The sequence below is a fragment of the Pseudomonas sp. MC6 genome, assembly GCF_054790575.1.
On record NZ_CP186504.1, the window covers coordinates 5643864 to 5661137 of the forward strand.

Annotated in this window: 14 protein-coding genes; 4 read left to right on the plus strand and 10 right to left on the minus strand. The window is 59.7% G+C overall.

What is annotated here, in order from left to right:
* Nucleotides 1-90 precede the first annotated feature (90 nt).
* Together ACOYXE_RS25275 and ACOYXE_RS25280 are read left to right on the plus strand one after the other, a co-directional pair.
* On the plus strand, nt 91-1887 hold the full coding sequence (locus ACOYXE_RS25275; RefSeq protein WP_460926806.1) for an acyl-CoA dehydrogenase C-terminal domain-containing protein: 1797 nt from the start codon (nt 91-93) through the stop codon (nt 1885-1887).
* A gap of 211 nt (nt 1888-2098) precedes the next feature.
* Nucleotides 2099-3877, plus strand: a complete 1779-nt coding sequence (locus ACOYXE_RS25280) for an acyl-CoA dehydrogenase C-terminal domain-containing protein (protein WP_405122756.1) — start codon at nt 2099-2101, stop codon at nt 3875-3877.
* A 227-nt stretch (nt 3878-4104) separates the two neighbouring features.
* Here the strand turns inward: ACOYXE_RS25280 and ACOYXE_RS25285 are convergent, their stop codons facing one another.
* Complete coding sequence (locus ACOYXE_RS25285; protein WP_077574788.1) at nt 4105-5019, minus strand: LysR family transcriptional regulator; 915 nt, start codon at nt 5017-5019, stop codon at nt 4105-4107.
* A gap of 169 nt (nt 5020-5188) precedes the next feature.
* Here ACOYXE_RS25285 and ACOYXE_RS25290 point away from each other — a divergent pair, with 169 nt between their 5' ends.
* Nucleotides 5189-6472, plus strand: coding sequence for an aspartate aminotransferase family protein (locus ACOYXE_RS25290; RefSeq protein ID WP_160059668.1), 1284 nt, complete (start codon nt 5189-5191; stop codon nt 6470-6472).
* Nucleotides 6473-6666: 194 nt separating this feature from the next.
* Nucleotides 6667-6825: a YqaE/Pmp3 family membrane protein gene (locus ACOYXE_RS25295; RefSeq protein ID WP_003228885.1), complete on the plus strand. Its 159-nt coding sequence runs from the start codon at nt 6667-6669 to the stop codon at nt 6823-6825.
* Nucleotides 6826-6936: 111 nt separating this feature from the next.
* On the opposite strand, the gene ACOYXE_RS25300 is transcribed toward ACOYXE_RS25295, so the two are convergent.
* The 9 genes from ACOYXE_RS25300 to ACOYXE_RS25340 form a co-directional block, all read right to left on the minus strand.
* A complete protein-coding gene (locus ACOYXE_RS25300; protein ID WP_460926807.1) occupies nt 6937-8748 on the minus strand; it encodes a S9 family peptidase in 1812 nt (603 codons plus the stop codon).
* Nucleotides 8714-9853 (minus strand): pyrroloquinoline quinone biosynthesis protein PqqE, encoded by a 1140-nt coding sequence (pqqE, locus tag ACOYXE_RS25305; RefSeq protein WP_228759287.1) that lies wholly within the window; start codon nt 9851-9853, stop codon nt 8714-8716. The genes ACOYXE_RS25300 and pqqE overlap by 35 nt, the downstream gene beginning before the upstream one ends.
* Nucleotides 9846-10121, minus strand: a complete 276-nt coding sequence (gene pqqD / locus ACOYXE_RS25310) for a pyrroloquinoline quinone biosynthesis peptide chaperone PqqD (protein WP_007910068.1) — start codon at nt 10119-10121, stop codon at nt 9846-9848. The genes pqqE and pqqD overlap by 8 nt, the downstream gene beginning before the upstream one ends.
* A complete protein-coding gene (pqqC, locus tag ACOYXE_RS25315) occupies nt 10118-10870 on the minus strand; it encodes a pyrroloquinoline-quinone synthase PqqC (RefSeq protein WP_093429953.1) in 753 nt (250 codons plus the stop codon). The genes pqqD and pqqC overlap by 4 nt, the downstream gene beginning before the upstream one ends.
* A 140-nt stretch (nt 10871-11010) precedes the next feature.
* Nucleotides 11011-11922 (minus strand): pyrroloquinoline quinone biosynthesis protein PqqB, encoded by a 912-nt coding sequence (pqqB, locus tag ACOYXE_RS25320; RefSeq protein ID WP_160059664.1) that lies wholly within the window; start codon nt 11920-11922, stop codon nt 11011-11013.
* Nucleotides 11923-12003: 81 nt separating this feature from the next.
* On the minus strand, nt 12004-12078 hold the full coding sequence (pqqA, locus tag ACOYXE_RS25325) for a pyrroloquinoline quinone precursor peptide PqqA (protein WP_003422658.1): 75 nt from the start codon (nt 12076-12078) through the stop codon (nt 12004-12006).
* A 156-nt stretch (nt 12079-12234) separates the two neighbouring features.
* Nucleotides 12235-14649 carry a pyrroloquinoline quinone biosynthesis protein PqqF gene (pqqF, locus tag ACOYXE_RS25330; RefSeq protein WP_160059663.1) on the minus strand — a complete coding sequence of 805 codons (2415 nt, stop codon included), beginning with the start codon at nt 14647-14649 and terminating at the stop codon, nt 12235-12237.
* A gap of 38 nt (nt 14650-14687) precedes the next feature.
* Nucleotides 14688-15482, minus strand: a complete 795-nt coding sequence (locus ACOYXE_RS25335; protein ID WP_160059662.1) for a carbon-nitrogen hydrolase family protein — start codon at nt 15480-15482, stop codon at nt 14688-14690.
* A gap of 12 nt (nt 15483-15494) precedes the next feature.
* On the minus strand, nt 15495-17177 hold the full coding sequence (locus tag ACOYXE_RS25340; protein WP_064388224.1) for a flavin monoamine oxidase family protein: 1683 nt from the start codon (nt 17175-17177) through the stop codon (nt 15495-15497).
* Between the last annotated feature and the right edge of the window lie 97 nt (nt 17178-17274).

The window sequence follows — 17274 nt, forward strand, 5'->3', positions numbered from 1 at the left end:
GTGATGACGGCGCATTCAGCGTCTGCACAATGATTGTGGGGCGTGGTGGCCGGCAGTAGGTTGGAGAAATCTGCTGACGGAGAAGCCACCATGCCTGAGTACAAAGCTCCCCTGCGCGACATGCGCTTTCTGATCGACCACGTCTTCGACTTCCACGCCAATTACGCCGCCCTCGGTGCGCACGACGCCAGCCCGGACATGATCAACGCGATCCTTGAAGAGGGCGCGAAGTTCTGCGAGAACATTCTGGCGCCGCTCAATCGCAGCGGTGACGAAGAGGGCTGCCATTTCGACAATGGCGTGGTGACAACGCCTACAGGCTTCAAGCAGGCTTTCGCACAATACGTCGAGGGCGGCTGGCACGGTCTGGCCGCAGACCCGACCTACGGCGGCCAGGGCCTGCCGAGTTCGCTGGGGCTGGTGATCAGCGAAATGGTCGGCTCCAGCAACACGTCCTGGGGCATGTACCCGGGGCTGACTCACGGCGCGATGTCAGCGATTCACGCCCATGGCAGCGCCGAGCAAAAAGAAACCTACCTGAACAAACTCACCGCCGGCCAGTGGACCGGCACCATGTGCCTGACCGAAGCCCATTGCGGCACCGACCTAGGCATCATCAAGACCCGCGCCGTGCCTCAAGCTGACGGCAGTTATGCAGTCACCGGCAGCAAGATTTTCATATCTGCCGGCGAGCACGACATGAGCGACAACATCATCCATCTGGTGTTGGCCAAACTGCCGGACGCACCGGCCGGGACTAAAGGGATTTCGCTGTTTATCGTGCCGAAGTTCTTGCCGGATGCGGCGGGCGAAGCAGGCGAGCGCAATGGCGTTTCCTGCGGTTCGATCGAACACAAGATGGGCATCAAGGCGTCAGCCACTTGCGTGCTTAACTTCGACGGCGCCAAGGGCTATCTGATTGGCGAGGCGAACAAAGGCCTGAACTGCATGTTCACCATGATGAACCACGCGCGCCTCGGCACCGGTATGCAGGGTTTGTGTCTGGGCGAGGCAAGTTTCCAGGGCGCGATCAAATACGCCAACGATCGGTTGCAGATGCGCTCGCTGACCGGCGCCAAAGCTCCGGACAAGGCCGCCGACCCGATCATCGTCCACCCGGATGTGCGGCGCATGTTGCTGACCATGAAGGCCTTCAACGAAGGCAACCGCGCGCTGACCTATTTCACCGCGCAGATGCTCGACGTCGCGCACCTGAGCAACGATGCCGAGGCGCGTCAGGAAGCCGAAGACCTGTTGGCGTTCCTCACGCCGATCTGCAAGGCGTTCATGACCGACACCGGGCTGGAAGTCACCAACCACGGCATGCAGGTGTTTGGTGGCCACGGCTTCATTCGCGAATGGGGCATGGAACAGTTGGTGCGCGATTGCCGGATTGCACCGATCTACGAAGGCACCAACGGCATTCAGGCGCTGGATCTGCTTGGGCGCAAGGTGTTGGGCAGTCAGGGCAAGTTGCTGCGTGGCTTCACCAAAATCGTCCACAAATTCTGTGTAGCCAACGCCGAGCATCCGCAACTGGGCAGTTTCCTTGCGCAACTCAATGAGTTGAACCAGCAGTGGGGCGACCTGACCATAAAGGTCGGCATGGCGGCGATGAAGAATCCGGATGAAGTGGGCGCGGCGTCGGTGGATTACCTGATGTACAGCGGGTACATCATTCTCGGTTATCTGTGGTTGCGCATGGCGTTGGTGGCGCAGGCGCAGCTGGAGGCGGGCGAGGGCGAGGCGGATTACCTGCGCGGGAAATTGGCGACGTGCGAGTTTTACTTCAAGCGTTTGTTGCCGCGTACGGCGGCGCATCGGATGGCGATCGAGGCGGGGAGTGATTGTTTGATGAAGCTGCCTGCTGAACTGTTTGCGCTTTAAGGAAGATCAAAAGATCGCAGCCTTCGGCAGCTCCTACATAGGATCGCGTTTTACCTGTAGGCGCTGGCGTAGGCTGTGATCTTTTTTGGTGACTAAAAATAACAAAGCAGTCACCGGTTGACCCTATGTGTCGCAAAAGTTGTTGAGGTACACTCCGGCTCAACGAAAACACCCTTCCACGAATCACCGTTTAGATCTTGCGAGGTTTGCCATGGCTGACTACAAAGCGCCGCTGCGCGATATGCGCTTCGTCCTCAATGAAGTGTTCGAGGTCGCCAAACTCTGGGCCGAACTGCCGGCGCTGGCCGAGACTGTCGACGCCGAAACCGTTGAAGCCATTCTCGAAGAGGCCGGCAAGGTCACCAGCAAAAGCATCGCGCCGCTGAGCCGTGCGGCTGACGAAGAAGGTTGCCATTGGGCCGACGGCGCCGTCACCACTCCGGCCGGTTTCCCACAGGCTTATCAGACTTATGCCGAAGGCGGTTGGGTCGGCGTGGGCGGTGATCCCGAGTTCGGCGGCATGGGCATGCCCAAAGCCGTGTCGGCGCAGGTCGAAGAAATGGTCAACTCTGCCAGCCTGTCCTTCGGTCTGTACCCGATGTTGACTGCCGGCGCCTGCCTGTCGATCAACGCCCACGCCAGCGAAGAGCTGAAAGCTGCGTACCTGCCGAACATGTACGCTGGCGTCTGGGCAGGTTCCATGTGCCTGACCGAGCCGCACGCCGGCACCGACCTGGGGATCATCCGCACCAAGGCCGAGCCTCAGGCAGACGGGTCCTACAAGGTCAGCGGCACCAAGATCTTCATCACCGGTGGCGAACACGACCTCACCGAAAACATCATTCACCTGGTACTGGCGAAACTGCCGGACGCCCCGGCGGGCCCGAAGGGCATCTCGCTGTTCCTCGTGCCGAAGTTCATGGTCAATGCCGACGGCAGCCTGGGCGCGCGCAACCCGGCGAACTGCGGTTCGATCGAACACAAGATGGGTATCCAGGCCTCCGCGACCTGCGTGATGAACTTCGACGAAGCCGTGGGTTACCTGGTCGGCGAGCCGAACAAAGGCCTGGCCGCGATGTTCACCATGATGAATTACGAGCGTCTGGGCGTCGGCATTCAAGGCTTGGCCACTGGTGAGCGTTCCTACCAGAATGCCGTTGAATACGCCCGCGACCGTCTGCAAAGCCGTTCGCCGACTGGCGCGCAGAACAAAGACAAAGTCGCTGACCCGATCATCGTCCACCCGGACGTGCGGCGCATGCTGCTGACCATGAAAGCCTCGAACGAGGGCGGCCGTGCGTTTTCCACCTACGTGGCAATGCAACTCGACACCGCCAAGTTCAGCGAAGATGCCACCACGCGCAAACGTGCGGAAGATCTGGTCGCGCTGCTGACGCCGGTGGCCAAGGCATTCCTCACCGATCTGGGTCTGGAAACCACCGTTCACGGCCAGCAAATTTTTGGCGGCCACGGCTACATCCGTGAGTGGGGCCAGGAGCAACTGGTGCGTGACGTGCGCATCACCCAGATCTACGAAGGCACCAACGGCATTCAGGCGCTGGACCTGGTCGGTCGCAAGATCGTCGGCAGCGGCGGCGCGTTCTACAAGTTGTTCGCTGACGAGATCCGTCATTTCACCGCGACGGCCAGCGCCGATCTGGGCGAATTCACCAAACCGCTGAACGATGCCGTCGACACCCTCGACGAGCTGACCTCGTGGCTGCTGGATCGGGCGAAAAACAACCCGAACGAAATCGGCGCGGCTTCGGTCGAATATCTGCAAGCGTTCGGATACGTTTCCTACGCCTACATGTGGGCATTGATGGCCAAAGCCTCACTGGGCAAAGAAGCGCAAGACGATTTCTATGCCAGCAAGCTCGGCACCGCGCGCTTCTACTTCGCCCGTCTGCTGCCGCGAATTCACTCGTTGAGCGCGTCAGTGAAGGCCGGTAGCGAGTCGCTGTTCCTGCTGGATGCGGCGCAATTCTGATGCGATAGCGTCATGTAAGCATTCTCTTACATGACGTGCTGCTGTTCTCCCATATGCGCGGATTGGATCCACGGCTAATCTACATTTCATGGACGTCGCGCAGGAAGCGCAAAGCAACAACACGGACACGTAGGATTCTGCCAGGGTGGCGGAGTGAAATGGATGTCAGGGAAACAGTCTGCAAAGCCCCGCTTCGGCGGGGTTTTCTTTTGCCTGTAGAAAAGTAGTCAGGCCAACGGATCCAGCGCTGGCTTTACTTCGCGCTCCATCACTTCTTCCAGCAATGTCTGCAATAGCGCCAAAGGTGCCTGCTGGCGCTGCACATCGCGACAGACCAGCCCAACCTTCAGCGGCACCCGTGGCTCGCTCAGCGGTTTCCACAGCAGATCCTGATCGTCGTATTCCTTCTGCGAACGGCCCGGCAGCACCGTTGCCAGTTTGGTGTGCGGCAGACTGTCGAGAATCCCCACCATATTATTCAGCTCGGCCTGCACCTGCGGACGTCGCCCGAGGGCAGTGAGTTGCGCCTGCCAGATCTGGCGAATCTGAAACTCTTCGCCCAATAGCAACATCGGCAATTCAGCGGCCTGGCGCATCGAGACTTTCTTGAATTCGCGCAACGGATGATCCGCCGGGATCACCAGTGTCAGTTCATCTTCGTACAACATCACCCCATGCAGCCCCGGTTGGCGCGGCGGCAGATAACTGATGCCGATGTCCAGCGACCCGTTGAGCAGACGCCGCTCGATCTCAAGTCCGGTCAATTCATAAATCTGCACCACTAGATGCGGCTGCGCCTTGCGCACCCGCTCGAGCATTTGCGGCACCAGACTTGTGTGCACCGTTTGCAGCACGCCGATCGCCAGCGTGCGCAAGGCCTGGCCCTTGAAGTTGCCCAATGCTTCGCGCGCCCGTTGCAAGCCGTCGAGCAATGGCAAAGCGTGGTTGTACAGCGTGTGCGCGGCGAGGGTAGGCAGCAGGCGTTTGCTGCTGCGCTCGAACAGGGTGACGTCGAGGTTCTGTTCGAGCTGGCGGATCTGCTGCGACAGCGCCGGTTGCGAGATCGACAGGCGTTCAGCGGCACGGCCGACATGGCCTTCTTCGTAGACCGCGACGAAATAACGCAGTTGTTTGAAATCCATAAGTAACGCTTATCGAAAATGCTGATAAATCGAAATGGCCCGCAAGCCTGGGTGAGCCTAGTCTAACCGCATTCACAAGGCTTACAGGGCCAGAAAGCGCGATGAATAGCGTTCGCTTCGATAGTGTTTGCATAGGCAGTTCAAAAAACCTCGAAAGAGGCTTTTTCCAATGAATCTGTTCAGTTTGCGGCGCCAGATGCCGAGTCTTGATGACCTCGCCTTCGAGGCCGATCCCGCTGAAAGCAGCGAAAATCCTAGCGCTGAAAGGCTGATGCCCAGCGTCGAAAGGCCGCAACAGGTGTTCGTCCGGGGGCAGGGTTCATGGTTGTGGGACAGTAACGACCGCGCTTACCTCGATTTTTCCCAGGCCGGCGGTGCCAATAGCCTTGGCCACAGCCCTTCGGCATTGGTCAAAGCCATCAGCAGTCAGGCGCAAGCGCTGATCAATCCCGGTTTCAATCTGCATAATCGCGGCATGCTCAGCCTTGCCGAGCGTCTGTGCGCCGCCACTTTCAGCGATCAGGCCTACTTGCTCAACAGCGGCAGCGAAGCCTGTGAAGCAGCGATCAAACTCGCGCGCAAGTGGGGGCAGCTGCATCGCGGCGGCGCCTCGCGGATCATTGTCGCGAAGCAGGGTTGTCACGGTCGCAGTCTGGCGACAATTTCCGCCTCGGACAGCTGCAACCTGCACAACCGGTTTGCGCCGTTGCTGCCGGGTTTCGATCTGGTACCGTTCAACGACTTGCCGGCGTTGCACGCGGCGGTCGATGCGCAGACTGTAGCGATCATGCTGGAGCCGATCCAAAGTGATGCCGGCGTTGTTCCGGCAACCGGGCATTACCTTAAAGGTGTCGAACGACTGTGCCGCGAATTGGGCATTCTGCTGATTCTCGACGAAGTGCAAACTGGCTTAGGTCGCTGCGGCACCTTGCTCGCAGAACAATCCTACGGCGTGCGCGCCGATATCGTCGTGCTCGGCAAAGGGCTTGGCGGCGGTGTGCCGTTGGCGGCACTGCTGGCACGGGGCAATGCATGCTGTTTTGAGGCGGGCGAACTCGGAGGTACGCATCACGGCAATGCGCTGATGACAGCGGCCGGTTTAGTGGTACTCGACAGCGTGCACGACCGCAGCTTTCTCCAGCAGGTCAACGACAACGGCCAGCATCTGCGTGAAGGCCTTACCCGATTGGCGCACCGCTACGACCACGGCGAACTGCGCGGCCAAGGCCTTTTCTACGGGCTGACCCTGTCAGACGATTGCGCCGAAGCTGTGGTCCACGCCGCCCTCCACGAAGGCCTGCTGCTCAACGCCCCGCAAGCCAACTGCCTGCGCTTCACCCCGGCACTCACGGTCAGCAAAGCCAACATCGACGAAATGCTCCTGCGCCTGGGCCGCGCCTTCTCGCGAGTGCGCACCGCACAACTGCAATGCCGCAAGGGGATTGCAGTTTGAACTGAAGTTTCCTACCCGATTCCAAGAACCGTCTCGCGGTATAACGCACGCCCCACGCCTGACTCTTTTGGCGTGGGGCGTTTTTTTGTGAGGTGATGGCGATCAAATGGCAGTTGCACTGAACCCTGACGAACGGCGCAGGTCGATTAGCTTGTATGGCTCAAGTGAGCCAACCCCCATACAGGAGCTGCCCCATGGATTTCATTCGCATCATCATCGCTATTCTGTTGCCACCACTGGGCGTGTTTCTGCAGGTCGGGTTTGGCGGGGCGTTCTGGCTGAACATTCTGCTGACGTTGTGCGGGTATATTCCGGGGATCGTGCATGCGGTGTACATCATCGCCAAGCGCTGAGTCAGCGGCATAAACCTGTAGGAGCTGCGGCACGCTGCGATCTTTTGATTTTAATTCGAGGATCAGGATCAAAAGATCGCAGCGTGCCGCAGCTCCTACAGGGAGAGGGTTTCAGTCTGTAAATCCCATCACCCGTCGATAGAATTTCCACTCCTGTTCCAGCGCATGCGCCTGATTGGTGGCGCGGCGGAAGCCGTGGCGTTCGTCGGGGTAGTAATGGGCTTCGACCGGGATGCCGTTCTGCTCCAGGGCCGTGACCATGTCGCGAGTCTGTTGCGGGACAACCACTGCGTCCAGTTCGCCCTGAAAGAAAATCACCGGCACGCGGATGTCGTCGGCATGCAGTAATGGCGTGCGGGCGGCGTAGCGTTCGGCGTCTTGCTCGGGATCGCCGATCAGCCAGTCCAGATAATCACCCTCGAATTTGTGCGTTGCCCGAGCCAATGCAATCGGGTCGCTAACGCCGTACAAACTCGCTCCGGCGCGGAAGACGTGTTTGAACGCCAGCGCACATAACGTGGTGTAGCCGCCTGCGCTGCCACCTCGAATGAATGCCCGTTCCCCGTCGATCAAGCCCTGTTCGGCAAGATACGCAACGACGCCACAAGCATCCTCGACATCCACCTCACCCCAGCTCAGATGCAACGCCTGACGATACTCCCGGCCATAACCGCTGCTGCCGCGATAGTTGAGATCGGCGACGGCGAAGCCGCGTTGCGTCCAGTATTGAATGCGTGGGTCGAGCATCGGGTAGCCGGCCGATGTCGGGCCACCGTGGATGAACACCACCAGCGGCGGTTTTGTCTCGCCGCTCATGGCTGGATAGAAGAAGCCGTGCGCTTCGCCCGAACCGCTTGGGTAGCGCAGGGTTTGCGGACGGCTGATGCGCTCAGCGGGCAGGGGCGCAACACCACCGGCCAGCACTTTCACTTCGCGGCTCGTTCGATCAATAGCGATGACCGCCGAAGGGCTGATCGGCGACGCGGCGATGCAGTAGATGTTCTGTGCATCCAGCGCCAAGTGGCGGAAGCGGCAGTAATCCCCCGTGTAATCTTCATCGCCAAGCGTAAGGCGCCCAAAACCACCTTCGCTCCAACTGGCGAGAACGCAATCCCCAACAGGAAACCAGGTGCAGCCGCCGAGTTGCCAAGGCGCCGGTGCATGATCGGCCTGAGCAGCGGGCAATGGTTTCAAGCCGTCGGAAGTCTCAACCCACGGCTGCCAGAAACCACCGCGATCAGTCAGGCAATACAACTGACCTTGAGCATCAAATCGTGGTTGTTGAATGGATTCTTCAATCTCACCGCCGGCAACGCATCGCGGCGAACTGAATGCGCCGTCGGTCCTGCGTTCAGCGACCATCAACCGAGTCGAGGTCCACGGCTGATGCGGGCGACTCCACTCGACCCAAGCCAAACGCTGGCCATCCGGGCTGAGGGTTGGCGCAGCATAAAAATCCACACCTTCAGCCAGCAAGTGTCGACTGCCGTCAGCCAGATCAATCGCTACCAGTCGATGCTGATCGTGCTGTTCTTCTACCGCCAGCACTTGACCGAAAGCGAAATGCAGATCGCCATAACGACACTCACCCGAGGTCAGCGCCTCAGGTTTTCCATCCATCCTCTGCCGATACAACTGCTGATCCGCCTCAGCAACGAAAACCACCCCATCCGGCGTCAGACAAAACGCGCCACCGCCATATTCGTACACGCGACTGCGCACACTGAAGCCATCCGGCGTCAGACATTTCGCCACGCCATCGCGCCAATGCCAGATCCGGCACGCGGCATCTTCCGGACGATATTCATTCCAGAACAGCCCATTAGCGCCGAGCTGCAGCTCGGCGAAGTCCATGCCGGCAGCGACGGCTTGCGAGGCGCTGAAAGGCTCAGCCCTTGGCGATGAGGCGTGAGTTTCGTTCATTGCGAAAGGCCAACTGTTCGATGGTTTGAGTGGCGGTCTCGGCTTCTTCGCGAGCCTTGAGAATCACGCCGTGATGTTCGGACTTGCTGCACACCGGGTCGGCATTGCTCGCATCGCCGGTGAGCATGAATGCCTGGCAGCGGCAGCCGCCGAAGTCTTTTTCTTTCTCGTCGCAGGAGCGGCACGGCTCGGGCATCCAGTCGTAACCGCGGAAGCGGTTGAAGCCAAACGAGTCGTACCAGATATGCTGCATGCTGTGATCGCGCACATTGGGAAATTGCACCGGCATCTGCCGGGCACCGTGGCAGGGCAGGGCGGTGCCGTCCGGCGTGACCGTCAGAAAGATGCTTCCCCAGCCGTTCATGCAGGCTTTCGGGCGTTCTTCGTAGTAGTCGGGGGTGACGAAAATCAGCTTGCACGGATGCCCTTCGGCTTCCAGTTTTGCGCGGTATTCGTTGGTGATGCGTTCGGCACGCACCAGTTGTTCCTTGGTCGGCAACAGGCCGACACGATTGAGCTGCGCCCAACCGTAGAACTGGCAGGTGGCGAGTTCGACGAAGTCGGCTTCCAGCGCGATGCACAGCTCGATGATGCGGTCGATCTTGTCGATATTGTGCCGATGGGTGACGAAGTTCAGCACCATCGGATAGCCATGGGCCTTAACCGCGCGGGCCATTTCCAGCTTCTGCGCGAAGGCTTTTTTCGAGCCGGCGAGCAGGTTGTTCACTTGCTCGTCGCTGGCCTGAAAACTGATCTGGATGTGATCGAGGCCGGCCTTCTTGAAGTCGCTGATTTTCTGCTCGGTCAGACCGATGCCTGAGGTGATCAGGTTGGTGTAGAAACCCAACTGTCGCGCTTCATGGATCAGCTCGGCGAGATCCTGCCGCACCAGCGGTTCACCACCGGAAAAGCCCAGTTGCGCCGCGCCCATCTCCCGCGCTTCGCGAAAGACTTTGATCCACTGCTCGGTGCTCAGCTCTTTGCCCTGCTCGGCGAAATCCAGTGGATTGGAGCAGTACGGGCATTGCAGCGGGCAGCGGTAGGTCAGCTCGGCGAGCAGCCACAGCGGCAGGCCGACTTCAGGTTTGGGCGGCAGATCAGGCAAGTTCGATCCAGTGCTGCGCACGGGCAACCTCCATGAATTGCTCGATGTCGTCACCGAGCTCAGGCACGCCGGGGAACTGTTCATCGAGTTTGGCGATGATCGCCGCCACATCGCGCTCACCGTCGATCAAACCACCGATCAATGCGGCGCTGTCGTTGAGCTTGATCATGCCTTCCGGGTACAGCAGCACGTGGCCTTTTTGCGCCGGTTCGTACTGGAAGCGGTAGCCGGGACGCCAGGTCGGGACTTTGCTGCGGTCGAAACTCATAAGGTGATTCCTTTATGCCAGACGCGTTGTTCGGTCACGCTGTGATACGGCGGACGGTTCAGTTCGTAGGCCATGCTCATGGCATCGAGCATGCTCCAAAGAATGTCCAGTTTGAACTGGAGAATTTCCAGCATGCGCTCCTGACCTTCGCGCGTCTTGTAGTGCTCCAGCGTGATCGCCAGACCGTGCTCGACATCACGCCGCGCCTGACCGAGGCGGGTGCGGAAGTATTCGTAACCGGCCGGGTCGATCCACGGGTAATGCTGCGGCCAGCTGTCGAGGCGCGATTGGTGGATCTGCGGCGCGAACAGTTCGGTGAGCGAACTGCTGGCGGCTTCCTGCCAACTGGCGCGACGGGCGAAGTTGACGTAGGCGTCGACGGCGAAACGCACGCCGGGCAGTACCAGTTCCTGGGAACGCAGTTGATCCGGGTCGAGACCCACCGCTTGGCCGAGACGCAGCCAGGCTTCGATACCGCCGTCTTCACCGGGAGCGCCGTCGTGGTCGAGCAGGCGCTGAATCCATTCGCGACGGATTTCGCGGTCCGGGCAGTTGGCAAGGATCGCCGCGTCTTTCAGGGGGATGTTCACCTGATAGTAGAAGCGGTTGGCGACCCAGCCCTGAATCTGCTCGCGAGTAGCACGGCCTTGGTACATCGCCACGTGGTACGGGTGGTGGATGTGGTAGTAGGCGCCTTTGGCGCGCAGGGCCGCTTCGAATTCGGCCGGGGACAGCGGGGTGTCGGTCATTGCGGTTCTCCGGGGAACAACCCTAGAAATATCTGGTGTCTGTGCCGGCCTTATCGCGAGCAGGCTCACTCCTACAGGTGATCGCATTCCAATGTAGGAGTGAGCCTGCTCGCGATAGACCGCGCAGCGGTCTCAAATGCTTACAGCACAATACTCATGCCATCGAACGCCACTTCAACATTCCGCCGCGCCAGCTCGGCACGCTCCGGCGAATCTTCATCGAGAATCGGGTTGGTGTTGTTGATGTGGATAAGTACCTTGCGCTGCTCAGGCAACTGCTCCAGCACTTCGAGCATGCCGCCAGGCCCGTTTTGCGCCAGGTGGCCCATCTCGCGACCGGTGCGAGTGCCAACGCCACGGCGCTGCATCTCATCGTCATCCCACATCGTGCCGTCGACCAACAGGCAATCGCTGCCCGCCATGATCTCCAGCAACGGCGCGTCGACCTTGCCCAAACCCGGCGCATAGAACAATTTACCGCCAGTGTTCAGGTCTTCAACGATCAGACCGATGTTGTCGCCCGGGTGCGGATCGAAGCGGTGCGGCGAGTACGGCGGCGCGGCGCTGCGCAATGGCAGCGGGGTGAAACGCAGGTTCGGGCATGCGGTCACGGTGAAGCTCTGGTCGAGTTCGATGCGGTTCCAGTCCAGCCCGCCGTTCCAGTGGGTGAGCATCTTGAACAGCGGGAAACCGGTGCTGAGGTCTTCGTGAACCATGTCCGTACACCAGACCTGATGCGGGCAGCCTTCGCGCAGGCTGAGCAGGCCGGTGGTGTGGTCGATCTGGCTGTCCATCAGGATGATCGCGCTGATGCCGGTGTCACGCAGGGCGCGTCCCGGTTGCATCGGGGCGAAGCTTTGCAGCTGCGCGCGGATATCCGGCGAGGCGTTGCACAACACCCAGTTCACGCCGTCATCGGAAATCGCGATGGACGATTGGGTGCGGGCCTTGGCATTCAGGCTGCCGTCGCGAAAGCCTGCGCAGTTGACGCAGTTGCAGTTCCACTGCGGAAAACCGCCGCCAGCGGCCGAACCCAGAATCTGGACGAACATGAACACTCCATCATTTCAACGCGGAAAATAAAACGCCCCGGCGAGCCGAGGCGTTGCACTGCAATTCTACGTAAGCAGAACTCAGCGGCTGGCGAAGTACATGGTGACTTCGAAGCCGATACGCAGGTCGGTGTAAGCAGGTTTTGTCCAGGACATGGGTGTCTCCTTCAGGGTGGGTGGGATAGCGCTGTCCATAGGTATAGTCCACGGCAGCGCAAAGATGTTCCAAATAGTTAGGCTGCTATGTTACTCAAAATTTCCGGGTAAATGCCCATGAATCTTTGAGAAAGCTCCTTGCAGCCTCGGTAATGATCAATTTGTCGCTTGCCACGGGGTTTCGGGCGCTGGATCGCTGGCAAGGCAGAGCCAGCCGCCTTCGGCGTTGACTAAACGCTGAGCAGCGCTGAGTAATGTCTGGCTATCCAGTTGGCCGATGGCGGCGATCAATTGCTCAAGATAATCCGACGAGTGACCTGCAAGCCTGGCCTGCCAAAGCAGTTCGGCGGCGTCTTTGCTGGACAGGTTGGCGTCGTCGAATTGATCGGCGAGGCTCTTGCGCTGCTGTTCAAAACTCGCCTCATCCAATTGTTCGATTCGCATTGGAAGGGTTTCGAGGAATTGCTGAATGTGGCCTAGCAGTTCCCCTGGTGCGCTGCTTGGGGATTGCACGCCGAACAGCATGGCCGTTTGCCCGTGAATCTGGCGCAGTGCGCTGAATACTGCATAGCCCAATTGCAATTCGACCCGCAGGCGCTGGTAGAAAGGTGTCTGGCACAACTGCGCCAATAGTCGCCGCGCGGCTTCGTCGGTGATGTCGCGGCTGGGGGGCAGGCAGCACAGCAACAAGGCGTGTTCGCTGGAGACGGTATCGATATGTCGCCAGAGTTTTTGCGCGGGAATCGTCGTCGGCGCAGCCAACTGATTGTCAGGGATCCCGGGAATACGGCTCAAGGCCAGGCCCATGGCGGATTGCGTCTGCTGGTTAAGTCCCAGAGCTAGGCCGTCCCAGCGCGAAGTTGTCCACAGGTGTTTAGCGTCGTCGCCGGTTTCGGCTGATTGCAGAACATGTTCCGGCAGCGCTTTAAGCAGCTGGCGGATGGCGACAAGCGGCGTTTCCGGCTCGCTGCGCAGGGAATCCGCATCAACTTGCGTCAGACATTTCAGCGCGTGTTCGAGGACACTGGGCATCGGTTCTTGCAGGCCGGTGAGCTTCAGCAGCCATTGATTGCCAGAGACGCTGAAAGACAGACCGACACCGGCCTCCCGCGCGTCTTGCTGAGTTTGCTGCAGACTGCGCTGCAACCGCGATTGCAGATCAGCACCGGCTGCGGCTTCTACTTGCCAACGCAGATAGATCGCACCTTCATCGCCAGTGTCTGGCAGCGCCTGGCTGAATTGCATCGGCGAGCGCTCACGACGACCGCGTGAGCGATCCTGAGCGAACGTGCGCAGCCCCCGGTGGGCGCTGGTCTGGCCGCGAATCAGTCCGGCGTTGGCCAAGGGTTCGCTGGCTCGCAGAAAAGGATTGGCAGCAGGCAGGCTCCAGTGATCGCTGAAGTTATCCACAGTGCCGATTTCACCGAGGATGTGAACAAGGGCCTCAACGCCTGCCTCAGACAGGCCATTTTCCAACTGTTCACTGTCGAGTCGCGCCAACTGCAGCGCGCCGCTGACTTGCTGCTGGCGCTGAAGCAGAGTTGCGTATTCTTTGCGCAGTGGCGCCCAATCTTGTTGAGCAAAGAAACTCAGCCAATCCAGCACCTGCGCGCCAATGGCGTTTAACGATTCGGAAGCTGCGATGAACTCCAGATGCAGCAACGCCTGGCTGTCAAAGTGATAGACCGGCGCAGCTTTTAAACCATCAGCCAGATTCTGCTGCTGCAAATGCGCCAGTAACCCGCCGGGTTTGGTGCTGTTCATCCAATGGCAAAGAAACGCCAAAGCCTCGACAGACGACTCAGGCAAGGCATCGAACGCAAACATCAGGTTGCCGCGTCGCTCACCGAGCTGTTGATAACTTTTTACCGCCAGCGGTAGGGATGCCGCCTGCGCAACTTTATCCCCAACGGGCAAAACCGCCGCAAATTGTTCAGCCAGTGCTTTTAGTTCTGCGAGGCTCTGCGGTCCGACCAGGCTCAGGGTCATCTGCCCAGTCTGATAAAACTGCTGGTGGAAGTCCTTCAAGGCCTGTTGAAACGCGGGCTGTTCGACTTGCAGGCTGTCACGATTCCCTGCATGAAATCCGCGCAACGGATGCTCTGCCGGTAAACCTTCGTACACGGCAAACTGCTGCTGCGCCGCAGTATCCTGCGACCAAGCGACAAATTCTGCTTGCAGCACTTCGCGTTCGCGCAACTGATCGTCCAGATTCTTACGCGGCCTGGCGAGCATGTCTGACAGACGCTCCAGCCCAGCGCTGAACGATTGTGTCGGCAACTCAAAGAAAAAATCAGTGGTGCGTTCGCGGGTGCTGGCATTCACCTGGCCACCGTGACCTTGCACGTAAGCCATCAGCCCTTCATTCGCCGGGAAACGCTCGGTGCCGAGAAACAGCAAATGCTCAAGAAAATGCGCCAGTCCCGGCCACGCCAACGGCACGTCATGACTACCGGCAGCCACGCGCAGAGCGGCGGCGCTACGCTTCAGGCCGGGCGCATGACGCAGGGTCACGCGCAAGCCGTTGGCCAGGGTTTCAGTGTGAGGGCGGGGGTGAGTCGGCGCAGGCATGGGCACTTCCAGAACAGTGAAGTGCCAATGCTAGCGGATTAGCGCTGATTCAGCGCGGCGTAAAGCTCCGGACGGCGGTCGCTGAGATAGCGATTGGCAGCGCGCGAATCGATCATTAGCTGGCGATCCAGTTCTCCGATGATCAATGCTTCGTCGAGTCCGGCCTGAGCGGTGCGGCTGCCATCAGGCGCGGCGAGGCTGCTTTGCCCGCAATAATGGATGTCACCTTCGTGACCGCAGTAGTTGGCGTAGGCCACATAGCACTGGTTTTCGAAGGCGCGCGAACGCACGGTGACATCGGCGACGAAGTCGAACGGAATCATGTTCGCCGTCGGCACCAGAATCAGTTCGGCGCCGGCGAGTGCCAGACGGCGAGTGTTTTCCGGAAACTCCAGGTCGTAACAGATCAGGAAGCCGAGTTTCCAGCCGTTGAGTTCGACGATGGGGAAATGATCATCGCCGGGGCTGAACATCGAACGATCCAGATCGCCGAAAAGATGCGTCTTGCGATAATTGCACAGGCGCTCGCCGTGCGAATCGATCAACTGCACGGCGTTGTAGATCTGCCCGTCGGCAGTGCGCTCCGGATAGCCGTAAACAATCGCCAAACCTGCGGCTTTGGCGATTCGTCCGATCTGCTGCGCCCATTCACCGTTGTAGACCTCGGCCAATGTGCTGACCGCTTCGGCGCCGATGTTGTAACCAGTCATGAACATCTCCGGCAGCACCAGCAGGTCAGCGCCCTTGGCCTCCATCGCCAGTTGATGCAAGCGTTGCAGGTTGGTGGCGGGGTCCAGTGGCAGCGGTGGACATTGGTAAAGGGCTACACGCATCAGGGATTCCTCTTACTCGGGCAGGGCGATAGGGCCGATGTCTTTGAACACATCACCCGGGCCGGGGTTCGCTTTATGTGTCGAGCCACCGAAATGCTTCATGATCCCCCACACCGCGTTGAGCGACGTCTGCACTGCGCCTTCGACCCATGCTGGAGTCCACGAAACGTCGTCGCCGGCGATGAAAATCCCGCGCTGCTCGGCCGGCATCTCGTCCTGCATGAAGTGCGCGTACATGCGCTGGTTGTAGCGATAGTGGCCGGGCAGGGCACCTTTGAAGGCGCCAAGGAAGTACGGGTCGGCTTCCCACGACACGGTGATCGGATCGCCGATGATCCGTGCAGCGATGTCGACTTTCGGGTAGATCTTTTTCAACGCGTTCAGCGCCAGTTCGACGCGTTTTTCCACCGGATGCGGGAGCATCTTCAGCGCGTCACTCATCCACGAGTACGATAGGCAGATCACGCCCGGCTTGTCGTCGCCGTTGTCGAACAGATACGTGCCACGGGTCAGGCGATCGGTGAGGGTCATGCTCATCAGGTCGCGGCCGGTTTCCGGGTCTTTGTCCTTCCAGAATGGCCGGTCGACCATCACGAATGTTTTCGACGACTGCATGTAGCGCGTACGGTCCAGGGCCATCCACATCTTCTGCGAAAACAGGCTTTCGTCGCATTCGATCTGCGTGGTCAGCAGCCAGCTCTGGCAAGTGGTCAGCACGGCGGCGTATTCGCGGGTGTCGCCGTTGTTGTCGGTGACCGCGAAACGGCCATCTGGCGCGTGGGCGATTTTCTTCACGCCGGAGCGCGGCGCGCCACGGTGCAGGGATTTCAGGCTGGTGCCTTCGGGCCAGTGCACGCAGCGTTCCGGCACATGCCGCCAGATGCCCTGCGGCACTTGCTCGACGCCGCCGACCACGAGGTGTTGGTGATCGTCGCAGTTGGTCATCACCACGCGAAAGATTTCCAGCATCGAGTTGGGGAAGTCCGAGTCCCAACCGCCGGTGCCGAAACCAACCTGACCGAACACTTCGCGGTGATGGAACGACAGTTTGGCGAAGGCTTCCGAGGTGGCGACAAAGTCATAAAACGTGCGGTCATCCCACAGCGGCACCAGCGTGTTCCACAGCTCTTTCAGACGGGGTACATCGCGATCGCGAATAGCCTGCTGGATATCGGCGAATTGCGAACCGGCCTCCAGCGCATCCGCCCAGGCGTCAGCCACTTCCTGAAACAGTGCAGGCAGATCCGCCAGCTTCTGTGCGTAATGGGTTTTGCCTTCCAGGTCGATCACGGTGCTGCCGGAGGCTGGCGTCAACGGGTTCGGGAACGGTTTGGTTTCCAGACCGAGCTTGTCGACGTAGTGATAGAACGCGGTGGAGGACACCGGGAAGCGCATGCCACCGAGTTCAGCGACGATGCCGTCGGTGCCGTTGAAAGCCTGCGAGCGCAGACGGCCACCCAGTTTCGAGGCTTCGTAAACCACCGGTTTCAAGCCGAGTTTCATCAACTCGTATGCGGCTACCAACCCGGCGATTCCAGCGCCGACGATCGCCACTTCAGCGCCGTGATTGTGCTCAGGAATGCTGCCGAGACCGGCCGGGTGTTCGATCCAGTCGTCGAACGCGAACGGAAAGTCCGGGCCGAAAATGGTGACTGGCTTCTTACCGTCTGCAGGATGGCGATTGTTCTTGTTCATGGCTGACCTTGCTGGCGACCCGACGCGGATGCGCGTCTGAGTATAGGAAAAGATGCCAGCCATTCTAGGGAGCGTAGAACACGTTAATAAGACGCAA

What these genes read in the sequence shown, in the direction of transcription:
- ACOYXE_RS25335 (WP_160059662.1), bottom strand. Translation starts at nt 15,482, where the DNA reads ATGCGTGTAGCCCTTTACCAATGTCCACCGCTGCCACTGGACCCCGCC.
- ACOYXE_RS25275 (WP_460926806.1), top strand. Translation starts at nt 91, where the DNA reads ATGCCTGAGTACAAAGCTCCCCTGCGCGACATGCGCTTTCTGATCGAC.
- ACOYXE_RS25295 (WP_003228885.1), top strand. Translation starts at nt 6,667, where the DNA reads ATGGATTTCATTCGCATCATCATCGCTATTCTGTTGCCACCACTGGGC.
- ACOYXE_RS25300 (WP_460926807.1), bottom strand. Translation starts at nt 8,748, where the DNA reads ATGAACGAAACTCACGCCTCATCGCCAAGGGCTGAGCCTTTCAGCGCC.
- pqqF (WP_160059663.1), bottom strand. Translation starts at nt 14,649, where the DNA reads ATGCCTGCGCCGACTCACCCCCGCCCTCACACTGAAACCCTGGCCAAC.
- ACOYXE_RS25285 (WP_077574788.1), bottom strand. Translation starts at nt 5,019, where the DNA reads ATGGATTTCAAACAACTGCGTTATTTCGTCGCGGTCTACGAAGAAGGC.
- ACOYXE_RS25280 (WP_405122756.1), top strand. Translation starts at nt 2,099, where the DNA reads ATGGCTGACTACAAAGCGCCGCTGCGCGATATGCGCTTCGTCCTCAAT.
- pqqB (WP_160059664.1), bottom strand. Translation starts at nt 11,922, where the DNA reads ATGTTCGTCCAGATTCTGGGTTCGGCCGCTGGCGGCGGTTTTCCGCAG.
- pqqD (WP_007910068.1), bottom strand. Translation starts at nt 10,121, where the DNA reads ATGAGTTTCGACCGCAGCAAAGTCCCGACCTGGCGTCCCGGCTACCGC.
- ACOYXE_RS25290 (WP_160059668.1), top strand. Translation starts at nt 5,189, where the DNA reads ATGAATCTGTTCAGTTTGCGGCGCCAGATGCCGAGTCTTGATGACCTC.
- ACOYXE_RS25340 (WP_064388224.1), bottom strand. Translation starts at nt 17,177, where the DNA reads ATGAACAAGAACAATCGCCATCCTGCAGACGGTAAGAAGCCAGTCACC.
- pqqC (WP_093429953.1), bottom strand. Translation starts at nt 10,870, where the DNA reads ATGACCGACACCCCGCTGTCCCCGGCCGAATTCGAAGCGGCCCTGCGC.